This window comes from Pseudomonas sp. SAS7, from assembly GCF_052112345.1.
GTDB lineage: Bacteria > Pseudomonadota > Gammaproteobacteria > Pseudomonadales > Pseudomonadaceae > Aquipseudomonas > Aquipseudomonas putida_Q.
Window position 1 is genome coordinate 147,781 of the sequence record NZ_JBEGGO010000009.1, and the last position, 18,642, is coordinate 166,422.

An 18,642-nucleotide genomic window follows, 5' to 3' on the forward strand; every position below is an offset into this window, starting at 1 on the left:
AACACACTGCGGGTTATTGCCCCAGGTGCTTCAAGGCGTTGTCCTGGATTTCGTTTCCGCTTGCCGGTCGAGTTCATGGTTTTTCCAGCCCAATCGCGCTTGTTGCCTTATGTCGTTCTGCTTTGCGTGACCTTTGCCCTCACCCTGGGCGGCATCCTGGCACGCCCGATCGAATCGCTGTCGCTGTTCTGGCCAGTGAACGCTGTGTTGGCCGGCGTACTGTTGCGCTACCCCCGCCAGGCCACCCTGACCGGCTTCAGCCTGGTGTGGCTGGCCATGGTCGGCGCCGACCTGTTGTGTGGCAGTGCCTGGGTACCGGCCCTGTGGTTCAACTTGTGCAATCTTGGTGTAGTAGTCACCCTCTGGCAGCTGCTGTCGCGCTTGCCCCGCCTGCACCGGCGCATGCGCACGCCGCACGGCGTTCTCAGCGTGTTCGCCGCCTGTGCCGCAGCCGCCATGGTGGCGGCCAGCATGGCAGCGGTCATGGCTGCACCCTGGTTCGAGCAATCCTTGCGCGCCACCTGGCTGGCCTGGTTCAGCGAACAGTTCTCGACCAGCGTGCTGGTGCTGCCGGTGCTGCTCACCGCGCCCTCGGTACGGGCCCTGGTGCGTGGTGGCGCGCAGGCCATCCGCCTGGCGCCACTGCTGGTGCTGCTGGTCTCGCTGGCAGTGAGCATTGCCTTTGGCGGCCCTGGCGCCATTGCCTTCCCGATTGCCGCCTTGCTGTGGTGCGCCTGGACCTACTCGCCGTTCATGGTTTCGCTGCTGACACTCACCGCCGGCAGCACCTTGATTGTGGCGGTGGCGCAAAACCTCATGCACTTCAGCGTGCCGCAAAGCGAGCCTGGGGTGACCACGCTGATGTCGGCGCGCCTGGGCATTGCCATGCTGGTGCTCGGCCCGCTGGTGGTGGCCTGTGTCAGCCAGGCCAACCGCAGCCTGATGGCTCGCCTGGCGCATCAGGCCACCATCGACCACCTTACCGGCGTGCTCACCCGCAGTGCCTTCACCCGCCGCGCCAACGCGCTGCTGGACAGCCGCCAGCAGCATGCCCAGGCGCTGCCACTGACCTTGATGATGCTGGACATCGACCACTTCAAGTCGATCAACGATGCCCACGGCCACGGGGTTGGTGACCAGGTGCTGCGCCAGTTCGCCAGCACCCTGCAAGACCAGTTGCACAACGATGAACTGCTCGCGCGCCTGGGCGGCGAGGAGTTCGTCGTCATCCTCCCGGGCCTTGCCCCAGAACGTGCCAAGTTCACCGCCGAACGCCTGCGCCGCGAGGTACAGGACCTGCACGTGGTGCAGGCCGATCAGCGCCTGCAGATTACCGTGAGTATCGGCCTGGCCGGCTGCGACGCGAATATCCCGGCCCCCAGCCTGGACGCGTTGCTGGCAAGCGCCGATCAGGCGCTGTACCGGGCCAAGGCCCATGGCCGCAACCGTGTGGAGCAGGCCGAAGCGCAGCGCCAGGTGATCTGACTCAACCGGCCAGCAAGTCCCACGACAGCTTGGCGATCAGCACGCAAAGCAGTATCAGGAACAGCCCGCGCACAAAGCCTGCACCCTTGCGTACCGCCAGCCAGGTGCCGGTAAGTGCCCCGAGCACATTGCACGCGGCCATGGGCAGCGCGATGGCATACAGCACGTTGCCCGAGGGCACGAAGAACACCAGCGCCGCCAGGTTGGTGGCAATGTTCACCACCTTGGCCGAGGCCGAGGCGTGCAGGAAGTCCAGGGCGAAGAAGCGGATGAACAGGAAGATCAGGAAACTGCCGGTGCCCGGGCCGAACAGGCCATCGTAAAAACCGATCGCACCACCGATCAGCACCGCCAGGCACTGCTCCTTGCGGCCGATTTTCGCGGGTTTGTGCAGCGTGCCAAAGTCTTTCTTGCAGAAGGTGTAGATGGCCATCAGCACGATCATCACCAGCACTGCCGGGCGCATCACACTGGGCGGCACCAGCGATACCGTGGCCGCGCCTGCGAACGACATGACAAAGGCGCTGAGCGCCGCCGGCACGATCAGCCCCCAGTCCAGCGTCACCTTGCGAATGAACGAGCGCGCCGCGAAGGCCGTACCACACACAGACGCCAGCTTGTTGGTGCCGAGCAACGCCGCTGGTTGCGCGGTGGGCAGCACGTTGAACAAGGCCGGGATCTGGATCAGCCCGCCGCCCCCCACTGCGGCGTCGATCAACCCAGCGGCAAAGGCGAACACAGAAAGCACAGCAACATCCATCATGACGCGGTTCCAGGCAGAGAAGACCCCTGCAAGGCTAATCAAAGAGCTGCGCTTGTGTTGAAATGCCATATTGCAAAAACTGCAACAAGGAGCAGGCAATGGCATTGGACATGTTGCGGGAAATCCAGGCGTTCGTCAGCGTGGCGCACAAGCGCAGCTTCGTGGCCGCCGCCCGCGCGCTGGGGCGCTCACCCAGCGCGGTAACCCGTGCGGTGCAAACCCTTGAAGACAACGCCGGAAGCAAGCTGCTCAACCGCAACGCCAACGCCGTCACCCTCACCGAAGCCGGTGAGCGCCTGCTGCCCCATGCCGAACGCTTGCTGGATGTGCAACGTGATGCGGCCGACGAGTTGGCCGCGCTTAGTGGCAGCGCCGAGGGCTGGATACGCTTTGCCGTACCGCAACTGCTGGGTGAGCATGTGCTGCCACAGGTGCTCGCCGAGTTCTCCCGCTGCCACCCCAAAGTCACCCTGGACGTAAGGTACTGCGACGAAACCCTCGACCCGTTGCAAGGCAAGTTCGATTTCGTGGTACGTGGGGCCTTTCCGCAATCGAGCGAGCTGATCGGATACCCGCTGTGGGCCTACCAGCGCTACCTGTATGCCAGCCCGGCGTACCTGGCCATGGCCGGCACGCCACAGCACCCTGAAGACCTTGAAGGGCATGCCCTGATCCTGCACACCGCCCCGCGCATTCTCAAGGCCTGGCATTTTTGCCGCGACGACCAGATCACCAGCCTGCGCCCCAGGCCCAGGCTGCGCCTGGACTCAGGTGACGCCGTGTACCACAGCACCCTGGCCGGGGCAGGCATCGCCCGCCTGGCTGCGTGGGTTGGCGAAGCGCAGGTCAAGGCCGGGAGGCTGGTCCGGGTGTGCCCGCACTACCGCCTGACTTCCAGCAGCGGCCAAGACCCGCAAATGCATGCCGTGTACCCTGCCGGTGAGTTGCCAGCGCGGGTACGCGACCTCCTAGCGGCATTGCGCCGTGCCGGCCTCGCCTGCTGAAACAGCCCCCCGAAATGACTGTTCAATTTCTGCTCAATTTAACAGAGCCCGCCGCGGGCCTGGCTTACAGCACTTTATCCACAGACCTACCCACGTTTTTTGTGGACAGATTTCCCAACGCAAAGAACGACTTATCGCACAACCAGCAACGCCGTGTTTGCCAGCTTGACCAGCTCGATCCACTCCGACGTAGTGATCACCCCAGCCTGCTCCAGCACCAAGGCATCGCGCAATGCCTGGTCATATCCCTGCTCATCAAGTGTGCCTTCGGCAAGAAAACGGCTACGCCACTCCAGCATGGCTGAAGTGCCTTTCTTGTATTCCATTGATGTATCGACTCCAAGGCAAAAAGACCGGCCCGAATGAGCGGCGGCGGCAGACTACACGAGGCTTTTGCACTTGAGAATGACTTGCAGCTACCGCTGGTCCAGCAGTGCAAGCAGGGGGAATACTGGCCAATTGGTCAGGCATTGGGCCCGTCAGTTGAAATAGACGGGCCGCGCAGGAAGAACGCAGTTGAAGTCAGCTTGGCGGAATGGTGCCAAGAATACCAATCAGAATGGTCAGCAGCAGAAAACCACCCAGGAACAGCGCCAGCTTGCCCATTGGAACCTCTACAGTTGTGATGCGGGGATGAACATATTGTCGGGCTTGGGCTGATACGGTTACAGATTCAGGTTTGTGGAAAAAAAGCGGATCAGATGCGGCGCAGATACATTATTGCTACATGAGATTTCAAGACGGGTTACAGGCTCCGGCTGCAACCGCAGAGGATGGCATGCCCTTTGAAAGGTGACAAAACCCAGCTGACCCGGGAAGTCGAGCTCGATTGGGAGCACATGAATTGAAACGCAGTTTGTAGGACTTTTTACTGTGCGATGTAGGAGGTATCGCGGTCGGGGCACCAACCTGTATGAAACATCAGTTTCTCCAGTTAATTCGAGCTGCTACGGTCCATTTTTCCTACAACGGCACGGAAGCCTACAGCACGAGAGAAGCATGGACCCGTTCAATACTTCGGCCCTGAAGCTACAAAAAAAATTGCTGGACCTGCGCCTTGAGTGTGACCGCTTGAGAAGTGAGGGCAAGGACGTGGAAGCGGACCTTCTGGCTGGCCCTATAGCGCGGATTGAAGCGGCTATCAGGCAGTTGCCGGACAGCCTGAAGCCCGTGACCTTGCAGTGACCCCTACTGCTCCCGCAAAGCATGCCCCGGACCTGTAGGAGCGGCCTTGTGTCGCGATAGGGCTGCGTAGCAGCCCCAGCAATTTATGCATTTTCGCTGAAACTCTGGGGCTGCTGCGCAGCCCTTCGCGACACAAGGCCGCTCCTACAAAAGCCGCGCAGCGGGGGCGGCTTTAGAACAGCTTGACCGTGTAACTGAGGATCAAGCGGTTCTCATCGATGTCGGTGCGGTAGTTGGAGCGCGCCATCACATTGCGCACGCGCACCCCAAGCCCGGCCAGCGGCCCGCTTTGCACCACGTAGGCCAAGTCCAGGTCACGCTCGCGGTCCCGCCCTTCAAAGCCCAGCCCGGTCTCCACGTCGCGCCCTTTCACATACCGCAGGGTCGAAGTCAGTCCCGGAAGCCCCAACGCGACAAAGTTGTAGTCATGCCGCACCTGCCACGAGCGTTCGCCAGGCGCCGAAAACTCATAGGTCGGCAGCGTATTACCCATCGGGTTGGTGTTGGCACCCACCTGGATAAAGCCATCATCGCCGCCGATCTGCTGGTAGCCCACGTAAAAGGTATGCCCGCCGGTCTTGGCCGAGAACAGGCTGAACAGCGCATGGTTGTCGTAGTCACCGGCAATCTTGCGCCCGTCCTCGCGGGCATCGAAATAGCCGGCATTGACCCCCAGCGTCCAGTCCCCCAGCGGCTCGGCGTGCTTGAAGCTGTAGAAGCGCTGCTGGTAGATATCCTCCAGTTGCGCCTGCCACACACCGACGCTGGTACGGTTGCCGTTGAAGGCATAGTCGGCGCCAACGTAGTTGAAGCGGTCACTGGTGAAACGCGCCAGCCGCGCCGGGTTGATCGGGTCGTTGACCAGCGCGTACATTTTCTGGCTGTTGGACGAGTCGCGCAGGCTGGTGGAGCGGAACTGGCCGGCATTCAGGGTCAACCCGGCAAACTCGCGCGACTCCAGCATTGCGCCCTGATAGGTCGGCGGCAGCAGGCGCAAATCGCTGAACAGCAGCACAGGCAGGTTGGGCATCAACTCACCCACCTTCAATTCGGTTTGCGAGACCTTGAACTTGATCGCCGCCCCCAGGCGGCTGTATTCGTCCGCCGACTTGCCGCTGTCCAGGCTGGGCAGCAAACCCGACCTGGCATGCTGCGGGCTGCTGTCGAGCTTGAACCCCAGCAGGCCGGTCACATCCACGCCGACGCCGAGCGTGCCCTGGGTGTAGCCAGAGCTTGCGTTCAGGATAAAACCCTGCGCCCATTCCTGGGTACGCGACTGGGTGCTCGCGCCCTTGATATCGGCATAATCGCGGCTGAAGAAGTAATTGCGCGCCTGCAGCGTGGCGCGGGCACCTTCGATGAAACCGGCCTCTTCTGCCGAGGCCTCGGCGCACAACGCGGCGGCAATACACCCGCCGGCCAGGCACGCAGATGAAGAAAAACGCGGTGCAGTGGAACCTTGCATGGAGCTACTCCTGGATTCGGGCAACAGCAACCCGGCGCGGCGGCCGTGTATGGCCGCCAACGTGCGGGTTGCATCGAGAGAGGGTCGGCAGGCGGGCACCCGGCCCGCCTGCCCTGCCGTTGCTTGAAGCGCTGGGCCGCTAGCGGTTGACCAGCTTCGCCGGCAAGGCGATGACCAGGAAGCAGCTGAGGATCAGGCAGCCGGCAAACACCCACAGTGCGGCGTGCGAGGTACCGGTGAGGTCGGTGACCAGGCCCATCAGTGAGTTGCTCACCAGGCCTGCGATGTTGGCCACCGAGCAGGCCAGGGCGAAGCCTGTGGCAGCCGCAGTGCCTTTGAGGAAGGTCGCCGGCAGGCTGAAGAACACCGGCACCGCGCCGATGATCGCTGCCGAGGCAATGGCGAACAGCGCCACGGTCATTACCAGGTTCTGGCTGAACAAGGTGCTGCTGGCCATGGCGATTGCACCAATGATGAACGGCACGATGATGTGCCAGCGGCGCTCACGGTGGCGGTCGGAGCTGGCCCCGATCATCAGCATGCCGGCCAGTGCGGCCAGGCTCGGAATGGCCGTAAGAAGACCGATGTGGAAGGTGTCGCTGACGCCAGCATCACGGATGAAGGTCGGCATCCAGAAGCCCATGGCATAGGCGCTGAGCAAAATCGAAAAGTCGATGCCCCCGAGCATCCACACCTTCAGGTTGAAAAAGCCATCGCGGAAGCTGTGCTTGCTGTCCTTGCCCTCGGCATCGTCAGCCGCCAGGTCCGCTGCCAACTGCGCCTTGTCGTCAGCCGACAGCCACTTGGCCTGCTGGAAATGGTTAGGCAATGCCCAGAACGTGAGAATGCCGAGCAGCACGCTGGGGATCGCTTCCAGCAAAAACAGCCACTGCCAGCCGTGCAGGCCATGCACCTGGTCGAAATGCCCCATGATCCAGCCAGAAATCGGCCCGCCGATCACGCTCGACAAAGGCAGCCCGATCATGAACAAGGCAATGATGCGCCCGCGCCGATAGGTGGGGTACCACATGGTCAGGTAGTACAACACGCCCGGCAGGAAGCCGGCCTCGGCAGCACCCAGCAGAAAACGCAGGACATAGAACTGGGTGGTGGTGGAAACGAACATGGTGCAGGCCGACAGCAGGCCCCAGGTGATCATGATGCGTGCGATCCACAGCTTGGCGCCAACGCGCTGCAGGATCAGGTTGCTCGGCACTTCGAAAATGATGTAGCCGACAAAGAACAGCCCGGCACCCAGGCCATAGGCCGCTGTGCTGAACTGCAGGTCTTCGAGCATCTGCAGCTTGGCGAAGCCGACGTTGATGCGGTCCAGATAAGCTGCGAGGTAACAGAAGCACAGGAAGGGGATGAGCCTCCAGGTGATCTTGCTGTACAGCGCTTTAGTGCCATGGTCGATGTCACTGTGGACCGTGGTTGCATTCGCAATTGGCATTTCCTGTCTCCTGGCGGGCGACTTTGTGGTTGTTTTAAGGCCAGCAGTTTTCGACGCGCCGGGCACCCCGCGCACTATACGCGGCGTGCCGGGGCAGCGCCTGAAGACCCCGAGTGCTCCTGCGGGGCGACCACCCGGACAGCAGGCGGTCATGGACGGGCTTCCCGCACCGGTCCTTGATTGTTATTGGTAACGGCTACCCGGCATTCAGCCGGCCAGGTGCCTGAGTTGCTGCATGGCCTCCTGGCGGCTGACGACATCGCCATACTTGCTGTCGATGTCGAACAGGTTGGCTTCGTGCGGGTCGTTGTGGCGATCACCGACACACTCGCGCACCACGATGGTTCGAAACCCGTGCTGCATGGCATCCACCGCACTGGCGCGGATGCAGCCGCTGGTAGAGCAGCCAGCCAGTACCACGGTATCCACGCCTTGAGCATGCAGCAGCGGGGCCAGGCTGGTGGCGAAGAAGGCACTGGCGTACTGCTTGCTCAGCACCACCTCCCCTGCCTGTGGCGCAACGGCCTCGCAGAACGTCGCCAGCGGGTTGCCTTCGACCATGTCCTTCATCACCGGCGCCTTGCGTACCCACACGCCGCCGTCAGCAAAATGCGGTGGCTGGTAGCGGATATTGGTATGCACCACCAAGGTACCGCAGTCGCGGGCCAGCGCCAGCAGGCCGGCGGCCTGTTCGACCGCCACCACCACGCCCGGGGCGAACAGCGGTGCGCCGGGTGTGGTGTAGCCCTGCATGAAGTCGATCATCAACAGGGCTGGCTTGCGGCCAAAGCCGATGCGCTGGCCCCATACGCCCTGGTAGTTGTCACGGGCACTTTGTGCGTCGCTCATGTCCGTCTCCCCCTTTTCAGTAGGCGCCCGACAGCAGCGCACCGGCGCCCGGCACGATCGGCTCCAGGTCCAGCGCCTTGAGCATGGCGTAGGTAGTGGCGATAGCAGCAGTGACCACCGGCTTGCCGGTTTGCGCCTCGACCTTGGCCACTGCCGGCAGCGATTGCATCTGCACGCAGGCCGAGAGCACCACCACATCGACGCCCTCAAGGTCCATGCCGGCGACGATGCCTGGCAAGTTGGCAGGGTCGTGGCGGGCCACGGCGAGGTTGTCGGGGATTTCCAGCGCGCGCGAGTCCTGCACCTCGAAGCCCTCCTCGCGGATATAGTTCACCACCAGCTCGGTCAACGGCTTCATGTACGGCGCGACGATGGCAATGCGCTTGGCCTTCATCACATGCAAGGCCTCGACCAACGCCCCGGCGCTGGTGATTACCGGTGCCAGCGCGTCGTTGTCGGCGGTGGCCTGCTGCAAGCGCTTTTCCGATTGCCGGTGATAGCCCAGGCCCATGGCCATGATCGCCACCAGGCAGGCGTAACCCAGCACATCTACCTTGGCGTCGGACAGCTCCATTGCGCAGCGGTCGGACTCGGCGTCCATGGCGGCCAGCTCTTCCTTTTTTACCTGCTTCATGCGCATGCGGCTGGAATGGAAGGTGAAGCGCTCGGGGCGGATCGCCTGGCGCGCGTTGAGCATCGCCGGGATTTCGGTTTCCATCGTGGTGTTCGAGCTCGGCACGATCTGGCCGATGCGGTATAGCTTGGTCATGTCTCGTGCTCCATCAGACGAGGGGTTGGTCGAGGAAGTCGCCAAAGGCGGCGAAGAAGCCGTCCAGGTCGTCCCATGGGATCATGTGGCCGGCGTTGTCGACATGCGCGACCTGGATATCCGGCTTGAGTTCGCGTATTTCAGCGATGTCACGGGGCTCGATCACCCCACCTCGCCCGGCCACCATCAGCAATGCCGGCTGGCGTACCGCGGGCAGGTATTGGTGGATATCCACGTTGTGAAAATCATCAAACGCCCGCACGATCGCCGGCTCGTGGCAGGTGTGCAGCCATTCGGCTCGCAGCGCCAGCTGCTCGTCGCTCCAGGTGGCGCAGAATGCGCGCATGTCGTCGCCGCTCATGCCCACAGTGGCCTGGCGGATCGAATCCACATACCACGGCAGCTTGCTCGGGTAGGCACGACGGCCTGGCCCGGACACCGGTGGGTCGACCAGCACCAGCCGCTGCAGCCCCGGTGCCCCCTGGGCAGCCGCACGAATGGCAAAGCGCGCGCCCATCGAGTGCCCGACCAGGTGGTAGTTGTCCAGGCCCAGCGCTGCGGCAAAGGCCGGAATGTCCGCTGCACAGGCGTCGGTGCCGTAGTCCAGTTCGGGGCCGCTTGAAGACAAGCCGCGCCCGCGCACATCCAGCACGTAGATGTCGAAGTACAACCCAAGGCGCTCGGCGACGAAGCCCCAGGTGATCGCCGGGCTGGTGATGCCGGGCACCAGGATTAGCGCATGGCCCTTGCCGCCATAGCGCAGGTAATGCTGGCGGATGCCATTGGCGCAGACGTTGCCGCCGGCGACGAAGGTGCTCATGCCGCCTCCCCGCTTTTCAGCGCCTGGCCGTACAGGTCATAGCCGTAGACCCAGGCCGGGTCTTCCTGGCTGTAGAGGAAGGTGTTGGCGTTCGATACCGCCTGCACCCGGGATGCCCGCTCCTTGCGATTGGCCTCGTACAGGGCGAACGCGGTGCGATGGTCGGACAGCCCGGTTTCTTGCAGGCAGCGGGTCAGCATGGCTGCATCCTCGATGGCCATGCACGCGCCCTGGGCCATGTGTGGCTTCATCGGGTGGCAGGCATCACCCAGCAGCACCAGGCGGCCGCGGCTCCACAGCGGCAGCGGGTTGCGGTTGCGCAACGGCCATTTGGTGATCGACTCGGTGGCGTCGATCAGCTTCTGCACGGTGGGGTGGTAGCCCTCGAAGGCAGCGCGCATTTCCTCCTGGCTGCTGTCGACGTAGGCACCCTGGAAGTCCCAGGCCGCATGGGGTACGCCGGTGACGAAGTAGTACTCGTCGCGCTTGCCGGTGGTGTAGTAGACCATCATGTGGCGGTCTTCGGACCACCACTTGACGCAGGGCTCGAACACATCGGCATGCTGCGCCAGGTTTACCCCGCGGATCAGCGCACGGTGGGCGACCCAACCGCTGTAGATCGGCGCTTCAGCGCCCAGCAGTTCTTCACGAATCCTGGAGTGGATGCCGTCGGCACCGATGACGATGTCGGTCACGGTGTGGGTGCCGTCGGCGAAGTCCAGGCGCACCTGTTCGCCTTCGTCGACGATCTTTTGCAGGCGCTTGCCGAAGTGCACGGTACCCGGCTTGATCGCCTCGATCTGCAGGGCGTGCAGGTCGCCACGGTGAATGGTGATATAGGCCGCGCCGTACTCGCGGCGGGCAAACTCGCCCAGCGGGATGCGCGCCAGGTAGTCACCGCTATTGCCATCGCGGCTGAACCAGAAGTCCGGGTGCGAGCCCATCAGTTCCAGTTTCTGCTCCAGCCCCATGCGGCGGAAGATCTTCATCACGTTAGGGCCGATATGGATGCCCGCCCCCAGGCGGGTGAACTCCGGCGCCTGTTCGAACACCTCGACATCGAACCCGGCCTGCTGCAGCAACGTTGCGGCGGCCGCCCCACCCAGACCCGCACCGACGATTGCGATTTTCTGCCTACCCCGCATGGGTATCTCTCCTCTTGTTCTGATATGTGGCCAGCGGTTCGACCGCCTGACGATTTAGAGCGTATACGCTGTAAATGAACTTTGGATAGAGGCCCGGTAAAATATTTTTCAAACACCTGAGCGAAAACCAATACAGGCAACCTGTTACCGTAAACATTGGCGATTTGTGTGAATAGGTAACGTTTTATAGATAACTTGCGCTCGCCGTCCGGATGCGCTTTCATCTGCAAAAGTAGGGTGTACACACTATTATTTTGCACCGAGATGAAGCGCCAGGCACTGCCATGGTGCACCCCCTGCCAACGCCACCCAGGAGAACCCCGATGCCGGTGAGCAATGCACAACTGACCCAGATGTTCGAGCATGTACTGAAGCTGTCCCGCGTGGACGAGACGCAGAGCGTGGCCGTACTCAAGAGCCACTACTCCGACCCGCGCACGGTCAACGCCGCGATGGAGGCCGCGCAGCGCCTGAAGGCGAAGGTGTATGCGGTAGAGCTGCCGGCGTTCAACCACCCGACCGCCATGGGTAACGACATGACTGCCTACTGCGGCGACACCGCACTGACCGGCAACCTGGCGGCGCAGCGGGCGCTGGAAGCGGCCGACCTGGTCGTCGATACCATGATGCTGCTGCACTCGCCCGAGCAGGAGCAGATCCTCAAGACCGGCACGCGCATACTGCTGGCGGTGGAGCCACCCGAAGTGCTGGCGCGCATGCTGCCGAGCGAAGACGACAAACGCCGGGTGCTGGCCGCCGAAACCTTGCTGAAACAGGCGCGCAGCATGCATGTGCGGTCCAAGGCTGGCAGCGACTTCCACGCCCCGCTCGGCCAGTACCCGGCCGTGACCGAGTACGGCTATGCCGACGAACCAGGGCGCTGGGACCACTGGCCCAGCGGTTTTCTGTTCACTTGGCCCAACGAGGACAGTGCCGAGGGCACGCTGGTGCTGGACGTGGGCGACATCATCCTGCCGTTCAAGAACTACTGCCGCGAGCGCATCACCCTGGAGATTGAAAAAGGCTTTATCACCGGCATCCACGGCGGCTTCGAGGCCGAGTACCTGCGCGACTACATGAAGTATTTCAACGACCCCGAGGTCTACGGCATCTCACACATCGGCTGGGGCCTGCAGCCGCGCGCGCAGTGGACGGCTATGGGCTTGCACGACCGCAACGACGGCATGTGCATGGACGCCCGCGCGTTCTACGGCAACTTCCTGTTCTCCACCGGCCCGAACACCGAGGTCGGCGGCAAGCGCAAGACCCCCTGCCACCTGGACATCCCGCTGCGCAACTGCGATATCTACCTGGATGACAAGGCCGTGGTGCTGGCCGGCGACGTGGTCGCACCAGAGGAATCGCGGGCGCGATAGTGGTTATACTGGCCGGGCGCTCCGCTATTGGCGGCCGGCCAGCACCTTTCCACCCAGCCCAAGCCATCCCATGCCAAAGAAAACCACCCCCAGCAGCGCCCCGCTCGACACCACCCCCTATGACGTCACCGAACAGGTCGGCCACCTGCTGCGCAAGGCTTACCAACGGCACACGGCAATCTTCCAGCAGCAGGCCTGCGACCCGCAGCTTACCTCGATCCAGTTCGTTACCCTGTGTGCCCTGCGCGACCACGGCCCCAGCTCCCAGGCCGAACTGATCAAGGCCACCGCGGTGGACCAGGCAACCATCCGCGGCATCGTCGAGCGCCTGAAAACTCGCGAGCTGGTGCAGCTGTCACCAGACCCGGGCGACCGGCGCAAGGTCATTGTCGAACTCACCGACAGCGGCGCGGCATTGCTCGACGCAATGATCCCCTGCGCCCGGCAGATCAGCGAATTGAGCATGGGCAGCCTGAATGCCGGCGAACGCGTGGCCATTTTGTACCTCCTGCGCAAGATGATCGACAGCGACGAAAACCCCGGCTGACAAGCTGAGGTGCCCGGCAAACCATCTCTGGCCTGCTTCTTGCTCGCTCATTTCATGTAGTGAGTACTTACCGAAACTCTCGCGTCATGTGAGTCCTTTGGTAGCGCAAGCAACCTCCAGAGATGAGCCAACAATGCAAACAACCATCTCCCTGCGGGTCAACGGCCAGCCTGTCGAAGTCAGCGCCATGCCCGACACTCCGCTGCTGCTTATCCTGCGCAACGACCTGTGCCTGAACGGCCCCAAATACGGCTGCGGCCTGGGCGAATGCGGGGCGTGCACGGTGATCATCGACGGCGTGGCCGCACGCTCGTGCGTCATCCCCCTGGCCGGCGCTGCCGGCCGCGACATCACCACCCTCGAAGGGCTGGGCAGCAAGGCTGCGCCACACCCGGTGCAACAGGCGTTCATCGACGAACAGGCAGCCCAGTGCGGCTACTGCATGAACGGCATGATCATGACCACCAAGGCCTTGCTCGACCGCATCCCCGACCCCAGCGACGAACAGATTCGCCAGGAACTGTCCGGCAACCTGTGCCGCTGCGGTACACACGTCGAAATCCTGCGCGCCGTGCGCCGCGCCGCCGAGACCCGGAGAAAAGCATGAACCACTCACAACAGGTGCCCAGCCGCGACCAGTTGCTGGCCAAGACTGGCGTGTTGCTGATCGTCGACCAGATCACCCCACCCTCGGGCCCGGTGGCCAAGGGTGTGACGCCTGTGGTCAAGGCGCGCGAGCTGGCGTTGTTCATCGCTGTCAGCGACGACGGCATGGTCTACGCCTTCAACGGCCACGTCGACCTGGGCACCGGCATCCGCACCTCGCTGGCGCAGATCGTCGCCGAAGAGTTGGACCTGCGCATGGACCAGGTACACATGGTGCTGGGCGATACCGAGCGGGCACCCAACCAGGGCGCGACCATCGCCAGCGCCACCCTGCAGATTTCCGCCGTGCCCCTGCGCAAGGCAGCCGCCACAGCGCGTCGCCACCTGTTGCAACAGGCCGCGCAACGCCTTCGCTGCGCGCCCGAAGTGCTGCGCATCGAAGACGGCGCGGTCATCGCCAGCAACGGCAGCACGCTGAGTTTTGCCGAACTGGTACAGGGCGAAAACCACCAGCTGCACATTGCCGACGATGCCCCGCTCAAGGCCATCGACGACTACCGCCTGGTCGGCCGCAGCGCTGCACGGGTAGACATTCCCGGCAAGGCCACCGGCGAGTTGACCTATGTGCATGACATGCGCCTGCCCGACATGCTTCACGGCCGGGTGATCCGCCCGCCCTACGCCGGTCATGACAGCGGCGACTTCGTCGGCAACAGCCTGCTGGCGGTAGATGAATCGTCCATCGCCCATTTGCCCGGCGTGGTGGCCGTGGTCGTCATTCGCGACTTTGTCGGCGTGGTGGCCGAGCGCGAAGAACAAGCGATCCGCGCGGCCCAGGCGCTGAAAATCAGCTGGAAGCCATTCACAGGCAAGCTGCCCGACCTCAGCGATGTCGCCCAGGCCATCCGCGACAACCCGCGGGTACAGCGCACTGTGCTGGACCAGGGCGATGTCGACGGCGGCATCGCCAATGCCACCCAGCGCCTGAGCCGCAGCTACCTGTGGCCGTACCAGCTGCACGCATCGATCGGCCCGTCATGCGCGCTGGCCGACTTCACCGATGGGCCAATCCGCGTGTGGTCCGGCACGCAGAACCCGCACCTGCTGCGCGCCGACCTCGCCTGGCTGCTGGAGTGCACAGAGGAGCGCATCGAGATCATTCGCATGGAGGCCGCCGGTTGCTACGGCCGCAACTGTGCCGATGACGTGTGCGCCGATGCGGTGCTGCTGTCGCGCGCGGTACAGCGCCCTGTGCGGGTGCAGCTGACCCGCGAGCAGGAGCATGTGTGGGAGCCCAAGGGCACCGCGCAGCTGATGGAAATCGACGGTGGCCTGAACGCCGACGGCAGCGTGGCCGCCTACGACTTCCAGACCAGCTACCCGTCCAATGGCGCACCTACCCTGGCCCTGCTGTTGACCGGCGCCGTGGAGCCAGTGCCGGCCCTGTTCGAGATGGGCGACCGCACTTCTATACCGCCCTATGACTACGAACACATGCGCGTCACCATCAACGACATGACGCCACTGGTACGTGCCTCGTGGATGCGTGGCGTGTCGGCCATGCCCAACAGCTTCGCCCACGAGTCGTACATCGATGAGCTGGCCTTTGCCGCTGGCGTCGACCCGGTCGAATACCGCCTCAGGCACCTGTCCGACCCGCGCGCCATCGACCTGGTCAAGGCCACCGCCGAACGCGCCGAATGGCAGCCGCATACCCGGCCCATGCAGGCGCAGGCCGAAGGCGATGTGCTGCGCGGCAGAGGCTTTGCCTATGCACGCTACATCCACAGCAAGTTCCCCGGTTTTGGCGCGGCGTGGGCGGCATGGGTGGCCGATGTCGCGGTTGACCGGCGCACCGGTGAAGTGGCCGTCACCCGCGTGGTGATCGGCCACGATGCCGGGATGATGGTCAACCCCGAGGGCGTGCGCCACCAGATCCACGGTAACGTCATCCAGTCCACCAGCCGGGTGCTCAAGGAACAGGTCAGCTTCGAAGAGTCGACCGTGGCCAGCAAGGAGTGGGGTGGCTACCCGATCCTGACCTTCCCCGAACTGCCGGCCATCGACGTGATGATGCTGCCGCGTCAGCACGAAGCGCCGATGGGCAGTGGCGAGTCGGCCTCGGTACCGAGCGCGGCGGCCATCGCCAATGCCATTTTCGACGCGACAGGCATTCGTTTTCGCGAGCTGCCAATCACGGCGGAGCGGGTGCGTGCCGCCCTCGATGGCCAAGGTCAGGGCCCTGAAGCGCCAGCGCAGCCGACACCCAAGCGTTCGAAGTGGTGGTTCGGCTCGCTGGCCGGGGTATTCGGCGCTGCATTGGGCGTACTCGCCACAGCCCTGCCCTGGCGCGCCGAAATCGCCCCGGTCACCCCGCCAGGCGCTGGCAGCTGGAGCGCCGCGATGCTCGAGCGTGGGCGCCAGGTGGCGGCGGCCGGTGACTGCGCCGTGTGCCATACGGTCAGCGGCGGCAAGGTCAATACAGGCGGGCTGGCGATGGAAACACCGTTCGGCACGCTGTACAGCACCAACATCACGCCCGACCCGGAAACCGGCATTGGCCGCTGGTCGTTCGGCGCCTTCGAGCGGGCCATGCGCGAAGGCATCAGCCGCGACGGTCGGCACCTGTACCCGGCGTTTCCCTACACCTCGTTTCGCAACATCAACGACGCCGACATGCAGGCGCTGTATGCCTACCTGATGTCGCAAACCCCGGTACGCCAGCAAGCACCCGCCAACCAGATGCGCTTCCCGTTCAACCAGCGGCCACTGATGGCCGGCTGGAATGCGCTGTTTCTGCAACGCGGCGAATACCAGCCCGACCCGCAGCGCAGTGCCCAGTGGAACCGCGGCGCCTACCTGGTCGACGGCCTGGGCCACTGCACCGCCTGCCACTCGCCGCGCAACCTGATGGGCGCAGAAAAAGGCGGCAGCAGCTACCTGGCCGGCGGCATGGTCGATGGCTGGGAAGCCCCGGCCCTGAATGCGCTGGGCAAATCATCCACGCCGTGGAGCGAAGACGAACTGTTCAACTACCTGAGCACCGGCTTCTCCGAAAAGCACGGTGTGGCGGCCGGCCCCATGGGCCCGGTGGTCAGCGAACTGGCCACCCTGCCAAAGAGCGACGTGCGTGCCATTGCCCACTACCTCGGTTCACTCGACGGCGAGCCGCAGGCAGTGGCCGCCAAGGCCGCGCCCCAGGTGGACACGCAGGTGTCGCTGAGCAACGGCGAGCGGGTATTCAAAGGCGCGTGCATGGCCTGCCACAGCGATGGGCTGGGGCCGAAGCTGTTTGGGGTCAGCCCGTCGATGGCGGTCAACAGCAACGTCCACAGCGCCCTGCCGGACAACCTGCTGCGCGTGGTGCTGCACGGCATTGCCACCCCGGCCACCCGTGACCTGGGCTACATGCCCGGCTTCAAGGACAGCCTGTCGGACCGCCAGGTCGCCGACCTGGCAGCTTACCTGCGCCAGCGCTTCGCTGCCGACAAGCCGGCCTGGCAAGGGCTGGCGGCCAAGGCCGCGCAGGTGCGCGCCAACCCCGGCAGCCACTGAGCGTCAGCGGCGCAGGCCGCGCAGGGCAAGGTCGCTGATAAATACCAGCCAGTCGGCCTTGGCCTGTTTGTCGGCCAGGTCCACGGCCAGAAACGAGCTGAGGGTATGCCGGTTGGAATTATAGAAATAGCAGAGCGAGGCAATCATCAGGTAGGCGTGGGTGATGTCGATGTCGTCGCGGAACAGGCCCTTGGCCTGGCCTGCTTCAATGATCGGCCGCAGCACGCCGACCGCTTCACCGGACAGCGCCTTGAGGTTCTGCGACTTGCGCGCGTGCTGGCCCTGGTGAAGGTTTTCGGTGGCGAGGATGGTGACGAATTCGGGGTGGCGCACGTAGTAGTCCCAGATGAACGCCACCAGCTCACGCAGGGCCTGTTCCGGGTCGCCGAGGTCGATGCGCAGCTTGGCCTCGGCCTGGTTGAAGCTGGCGTAGATATGCTCCAGCACGCTGATGAACAGCTTTTCCTTGCTGCCGAAGTAGTAATAGATCATCCGGTCGTTGGACTTGGCCAGCGTGGAGATCTGCTCGATGCGCCCACCGGTGAAGCCTTCCTTGCTGAAGACCTTCACCGCAGCCTTGAGAATGTTGTCCCGGGTGCGGTCGGCCTGTTGGGCGCGAACACCGGTTTTGCGAGTTTGCATGTCGGTCCCTGAGGGGCTGGCCAGATAACCAACACTGCCACAGACGTTGGGCCTTTGCGCGGCTTTTTCGGCTGGGCTGACACGATATACGCGGGGGAGCTGAACAGGCGACAAGGCACGGCAACGGGCCAGGGCCGGGGACACGGTGTGGCGGTGCACCGTGCTGCCACCTACGGCTCGGCACACCGTTCGTCTTGGGTGATGCTTCGCTGGGCGCGTGTCAGACAGTTGACCAGGTGCAGCCGCATGGCAGCACGGGCAGCACCGGCATCCTTGCGGGTGATCGCGGCATGCACTTGCTCGCGCTCCAGCGCCTCCAGTGCCCGCTGCTGGGCATCGCACGCCGGCATGGCCTGCTGTGCCACCGCCAACAAGGTATGCCCAAGGTGGGTCATGGTGTCGATGAAAAAACTGTTGCCCGTGCATTGGGCTATCTGCAGGTGAAACTCGAAGTCGGTTCGCATGCAGGGCGCTGACTGCGTATCAACAGCCTCATCCAGCGCCGCCCGCATGGCAGCCAGTTGCTCTGGGGTGGCACGCTGGGCAGCAATGGCAGCCGCCTCGACCTCCAGGCAAAGCCGCAGCTCGATGATCGCCACCTCGTTGTAAGCATCGCCCATTCCAGGGCTGGTACTCTGGAAGTCACCTGCCGGGATGGCGTCTACAACGAAGGTGCCGATACCACGGCGGGTTTCGACCAGGCCTTCGGCCTGCAACCGAGAAATGGCTTCACGCACCACGGTACGGCTTACGCCTCGCGCTTTGGTCACAGCTTCTTCGGTGGGCAATTTGCTACCCGCTGGCAATTCACCCGAGCGAATCTGCTGCGACAGGTCATGCACCAGTTGCTGGGCGAGATTCAGGCGTTTTTCCGGGGTGGCGGATGCCATTGTGTGAACCCTTGATAAGCGGAAGACCCCGGAGTATACCCGCAGCCTGGTGCCAAAACGCACTATACTGGCCGCTGTTCAGACGCGA

17 protein-coding genes are annotated in these 18,642 nt (G+C 63.7%); 7 read left to right on the forward strand and 10 right to left on the reverse strand.

Annotated features, from left to right (window positions below; translation table 11 throughout):
* Positions 1-60 precede the first annotated feature (60 nt).
* The gene (locus ABI582_RS16260) at positions 61-1,485 is read left to right on the forward strand and encodes a diguanylate cyclase (protein WP_442119701.1); all 1,425 of its coding nucleotides are present in this window, start codon (positions 61-63) and stop codon (positions 1,483-1,485) included.
* 1 nt (position 1,486) lies between these two features.
* On the opposite strand, the gene ABI582_RS16265 is transcribed toward ABI582_RS16260, so the two are convergent.
* Entirely contained in the window at positions 1,487-2,248 is a 762-nt protein-coding gene (locus ABI582_RS16265; protein WP_016498893.1) for a sulfite exporter TauE/SafE family protein, read from the reverse strand.
* Positions 2,249-2,346: 98 nt separating this feature from the next.
* Here ABI582_RS16265 and ABI582_RS16270 point away from each other — a divergent pair, with 98 nt between their 5' ends.
* Positions 2,347-3,252 carry a LysR substrate-binding domain-containing protein gene (locus ABI582_RS16270; RefSeq protein WP_442119702.1) on the forward strand — a complete coding sequence of 302 codons (906 nt, stop codon included), beginning with the start codon at positions 2,347-2,349 and terminating at the stop codon, positions 3,250-3,252.
* Between the two features lie 131 nt (positions 3,253-3,383).
* On the opposite strand, the gene ABI582_RS16275 is transcribed toward ABI582_RS16270, so the two are convergent.
* Complete coding sequence (locus tag ABI582_RS16275; protein WP_258908964.1) at positions 3,384-3,578, reverse strand: hypothetical protein; 195 nt, start codon at positions 3,576-3,578, stop codon at positions 3,384-3,386.
* Positions 3,579-4,251: 673 nt separating this feature from the next.
* On the opposite strand from ABI582_RS16275, the gene ABI582_RS16280 reads away from it, so the two are divergent.
* Positions 4,252-4,437: a hypothetical protein gene (locus ABI582_RS16280; RefSeq protein ID WP_258653226.1), complete on the forward strand. Its 186-nt coding sequence runs from the start codon at positions 4,252-4,254 to the stop codon at positions 4,435-4,437.
* A gap of 172 nt (positions 4,438-4,609) precedes the next feature.
* On the opposite strand, the gene ABI582_RS16285 is transcribed toward ABI582_RS16280, so the two are convergent.
* The 6 genes from ABI582_RS16285 to nicC form a co-directional block, all read right to left on the reverse strand.
* Positions 4,610-5,902 carry an OprD family porin gene (locus tag ABI582_RS16285; protein WP_442119703.1) on the reverse strand — a complete coding sequence of 431 codons (1,293 nt, stop codon included), beginning with the start codon at positions 5,900-5,902 and terminating at the stop codon, positions 4,610-4,612.
* A gap of 139 nt (positions 5,903-6,041) precedes the next feature.
* Positions 6,042-7,355, reverse strand: coding sequence for an MFS transporter (locus ABI582_RS16290; RefSeq protein ID WP_016498888.1), 1,314 nt, complete (start codon positions 7,353-7,355; stop codon positions 6,042-6,044).
* A 207-nt stretch (positions 7,356-7,562) separates the two neighbouring features.
* Complete coding sequence (locus ABI582_RS16295) at positions 7,563-8,204, reverse strand: N-carbamoylsarcosine amidohydrolase (protein WP_442119704.1); 642 nt, start codon at positions 8,202-8,204, stop codon at positions 7,563-7,565.
* A 16-nt stretch (positions 8,205-8,220) separates the two neighbouring features.
* Positions 8,221-8,973 carry a maleate cis-trans isomerase family protein gene (locus ABI582_RS16300; RefSeq protein WP_442119705.1) on the reverse strand — a complete coding sequence of 251 codons (753 nt, stop codon included), beginning with the start codon at positions 8,971-8,973 and terminating at the stop codon, positions 8,221-8,223.
* Positions 8,974-8,986: 13 nt separating this feature from the next.
* Complete coding sequence (nicD, locus tag ABI582_RS16305) at positions 8,987-9,793, reverse strand: N-formylmaleamate deformylase (RefSeq protein ID WP_442119706.1); 807 nt, start codon at positions 9,791-9,793, stop codon at positions 8,987-8,989.
* The gene (gene nicC / locus ABI582_RS16310; protein ID WP_442119707.1) at positions 9,790-10,938 is read right to left on the reverse strand and encodes a 6-hydroxynicotinate 3-monooxygenase; all 1,149 of its coding nucleotides are present in this window, start codon (positions 10,936-10,938) and stop codon (positions 9,790-9,792) included. The genes nicD and nicC overlap by 4 nt, the downstream gene beginning before the upstream one ends.
* A gap of 323 nt (positions 10,939-11,261) precedes the next feature.
* Between nicC and ABI582_RS16315 the strand changes: the two genes are divergently transcribed.
* The 4 genes from ABI582_RS16315 to ABI582_RS16330 all read left to right on the forward strand — a co-directional run bounded on the left by ABI582_RS16315 (position 11,262) and on the right by ABI582_RS16330 (position 17,022).
* The gene (locus ABI582_RS16315; protein WP_016498883.1) at positions 11,262-12,314 is read left to right on the forward strand and encodes a 2,5-dihydroxypyridine 5,6-dioxygenase; all 1,053 of its coding nucleotides are present in this window, start codon (positions 11,262-11,264) and stop codon (positions 12,312-12,314) included.
* A gap of 70 nt (positions 12,315-12,384) precedes the next feature.
* Positions 12,385-12,861 carry a MarR family winged helix-turn-helix transcriptional regulator gene (locus tag ABI582_RS16320; RefSeq protein WP_258653233.1) on the forward strand — a complete coding sequence of 159 codons (477 nt, stop codon included), beginning with the start codon at positions 12,385-12,387 and terminating at the stop codon, positions 12,859-12,861.
* A 133-nt stretch (positions 12,862-12,994) separates the two neighbouring features.
* Entirely contained in the window at positions 12,995-13,468 is a 474-nt protein-coding gene (locus ABI582_RS16325) for a (2Fe-2S)-binding protein (RefSeq protein WP_016498881.1), read from the forward strand.
* Complete coding sequence (locus tag ABI582_RS16330; RefSeq protein WP_442119708.1) at positions 13,465-17,022, forward strand: molybdopterin cofactor-binding domain-containing protein; 3,558 nt, start codon at positions 13,465-13,467, stop codon at positions 17,020-17,022. The genes ABI582_RS16325 and ABI582_RS16330 overlap by 4 nt, the downstream gene beginning before the upstream one ends.
* A gap of 3 nt (positions 17,023-17,025) precedes the next feature.
* Here the strand turns inward: ABI582_RS16330 and ABI582_RS16335 are convergent, their stop codons facing one another.
* Positions 17,026-17,664: a TetR family transcriptional regulator gene (locus ABI582_RS16335; RefSeq protein ID WP_016487984.1), complete on the reverse strand. Its 639-nt coding sequence runs from the start codon at positions 17,662-17,664 to the stop codon at positions 17,026-17,028.
* Between the two features lie 170 nt (positions 17,665-17,834).
* On the reverse strand, positions 17,835-18,554 hold the full coding sequence (locus ABI582_RS16340; RefSeq protein WP_442119709.1) for a FadR/GntR family transcriptional regulator: 720 nt from the start codon (positions 18,552-18,554) through the stop codon (positions 17,835-17,837).
* Between the last annotated feature and the right edge of the window lie 88 nt (positions 18,555-18,642).

Bases quoted from the DNA above. Each gene is read 5' to 3' on its own strand.
- ABI582_RS16265 (WP_016498893.1), bottom strand. From the start codon at position 2,248: ATGATGGATGTTGCTGTGCTTTCTGTGTTCGCCTTTGCCGCTGGGTTG.
- ABI582_RS16275 (WP_258908964.1), bottom strand. From the start codon at position 3,578: ATGGAATACAAGAAAGGCACTTCAGCCATGCTGGAGTGGCGTAGCCGT.
- nicD (WP_442119706.1), bottom strand. From the start codon at position 9,793: ATGAGCACCTTCGTCGCCGGCGGCAACGTCTGCGCCAATGGCATCCGC.
- nicC (WP_442119707.1), bottom strand. From the start codon at position 10,938: ATGCGGGGTAGGCAGAAAATCGCAATCGTCGGTGCGGGTCTGGGTGGG.
- ABI582_RS16300 (WP_442119705.1), bottom strand. From the start codon at position 8,973: ATGACCAAGCTATACCGCATCGGCCAGATCGTGCCGAGCTCGAACACC.
- ABI582_RS16295 (WP_442119704.1), bottom strand. From the start codon at position 8,204: ATGAGCGACGCACAAAGTGCCCGTGACAACTACCAGGGCGTATGGGGC.
- ABI582_RS16285 (WP_442119703.1), bottom strand. From the start codon at position 5,902: ATGCAAGGTTCCACTGCACCGCGTTTTTCTTCATCTGCGTGCCTGGCC.
- ABI582_RS16325 (WP_016498881.1), top strand. From the start codon at position 12,995: ATGCAAACAACCATCTCCCTGCGGGTCAACGGCCAGCCTGTCGAAGTC.
- ABI582_RS16290 (WP_016498888.1), bottom strand. From the start codon at position 7,355: ATGCCAATTGCGAATGCAACCACGGTCCACAGTGACATCGACCATGGC.
- ABI582_RS16280 (WP_258653226.1), top strand. From the start codon at position 4,252: ATGGACCCGTTCAATACTTCGGCCCTGAAGCTACAAAAAAAATTGCTG.
- ABI582_RS16270 (WP_442119702.1), top strand. From the start codon at position 2,347: ATGGCATTGGACATGTTGCGGGAAATCCAGGCGTTCGTCAGCGTGGCG.
- ABI582_RS16315 (WP_016498883.1), top strand. From the start codon at position 11,262: ATGCCGGTGAGCAATGCACAACTGACCCAGATGTTCGAGCATGTACTG.
- ABI582_RS16320 (WP_258653233.1), top strand. From the start codon at position 12,385: ATGCCAAAGAAAACCACCCCCAGCAGCGCCCCGCTCGACACCACCCCC.
- ABI582_RS16340 (WP_442119709.1), bottom strand. From the start codon at position 18,554: ATGGCATCCGCCACCCCGGAAAAACGCCTGAATCTCGCCCAGCAACTG.
- ABI582_RS16330 (WP_442119708.1), top strand. From the start codon at position 13,465: ATGAACCACTCACAACAGGTGCCCAGCCGCGACCAGTTGCTGGCCAAG.
- ABI582_RS16335 (WP_016487984.1), bottom strand. From the start codon at position 17,664: ATGCAAACTCGCAAAACCGGTGTTCGCGCCCAACAGGCCGACCGCACC.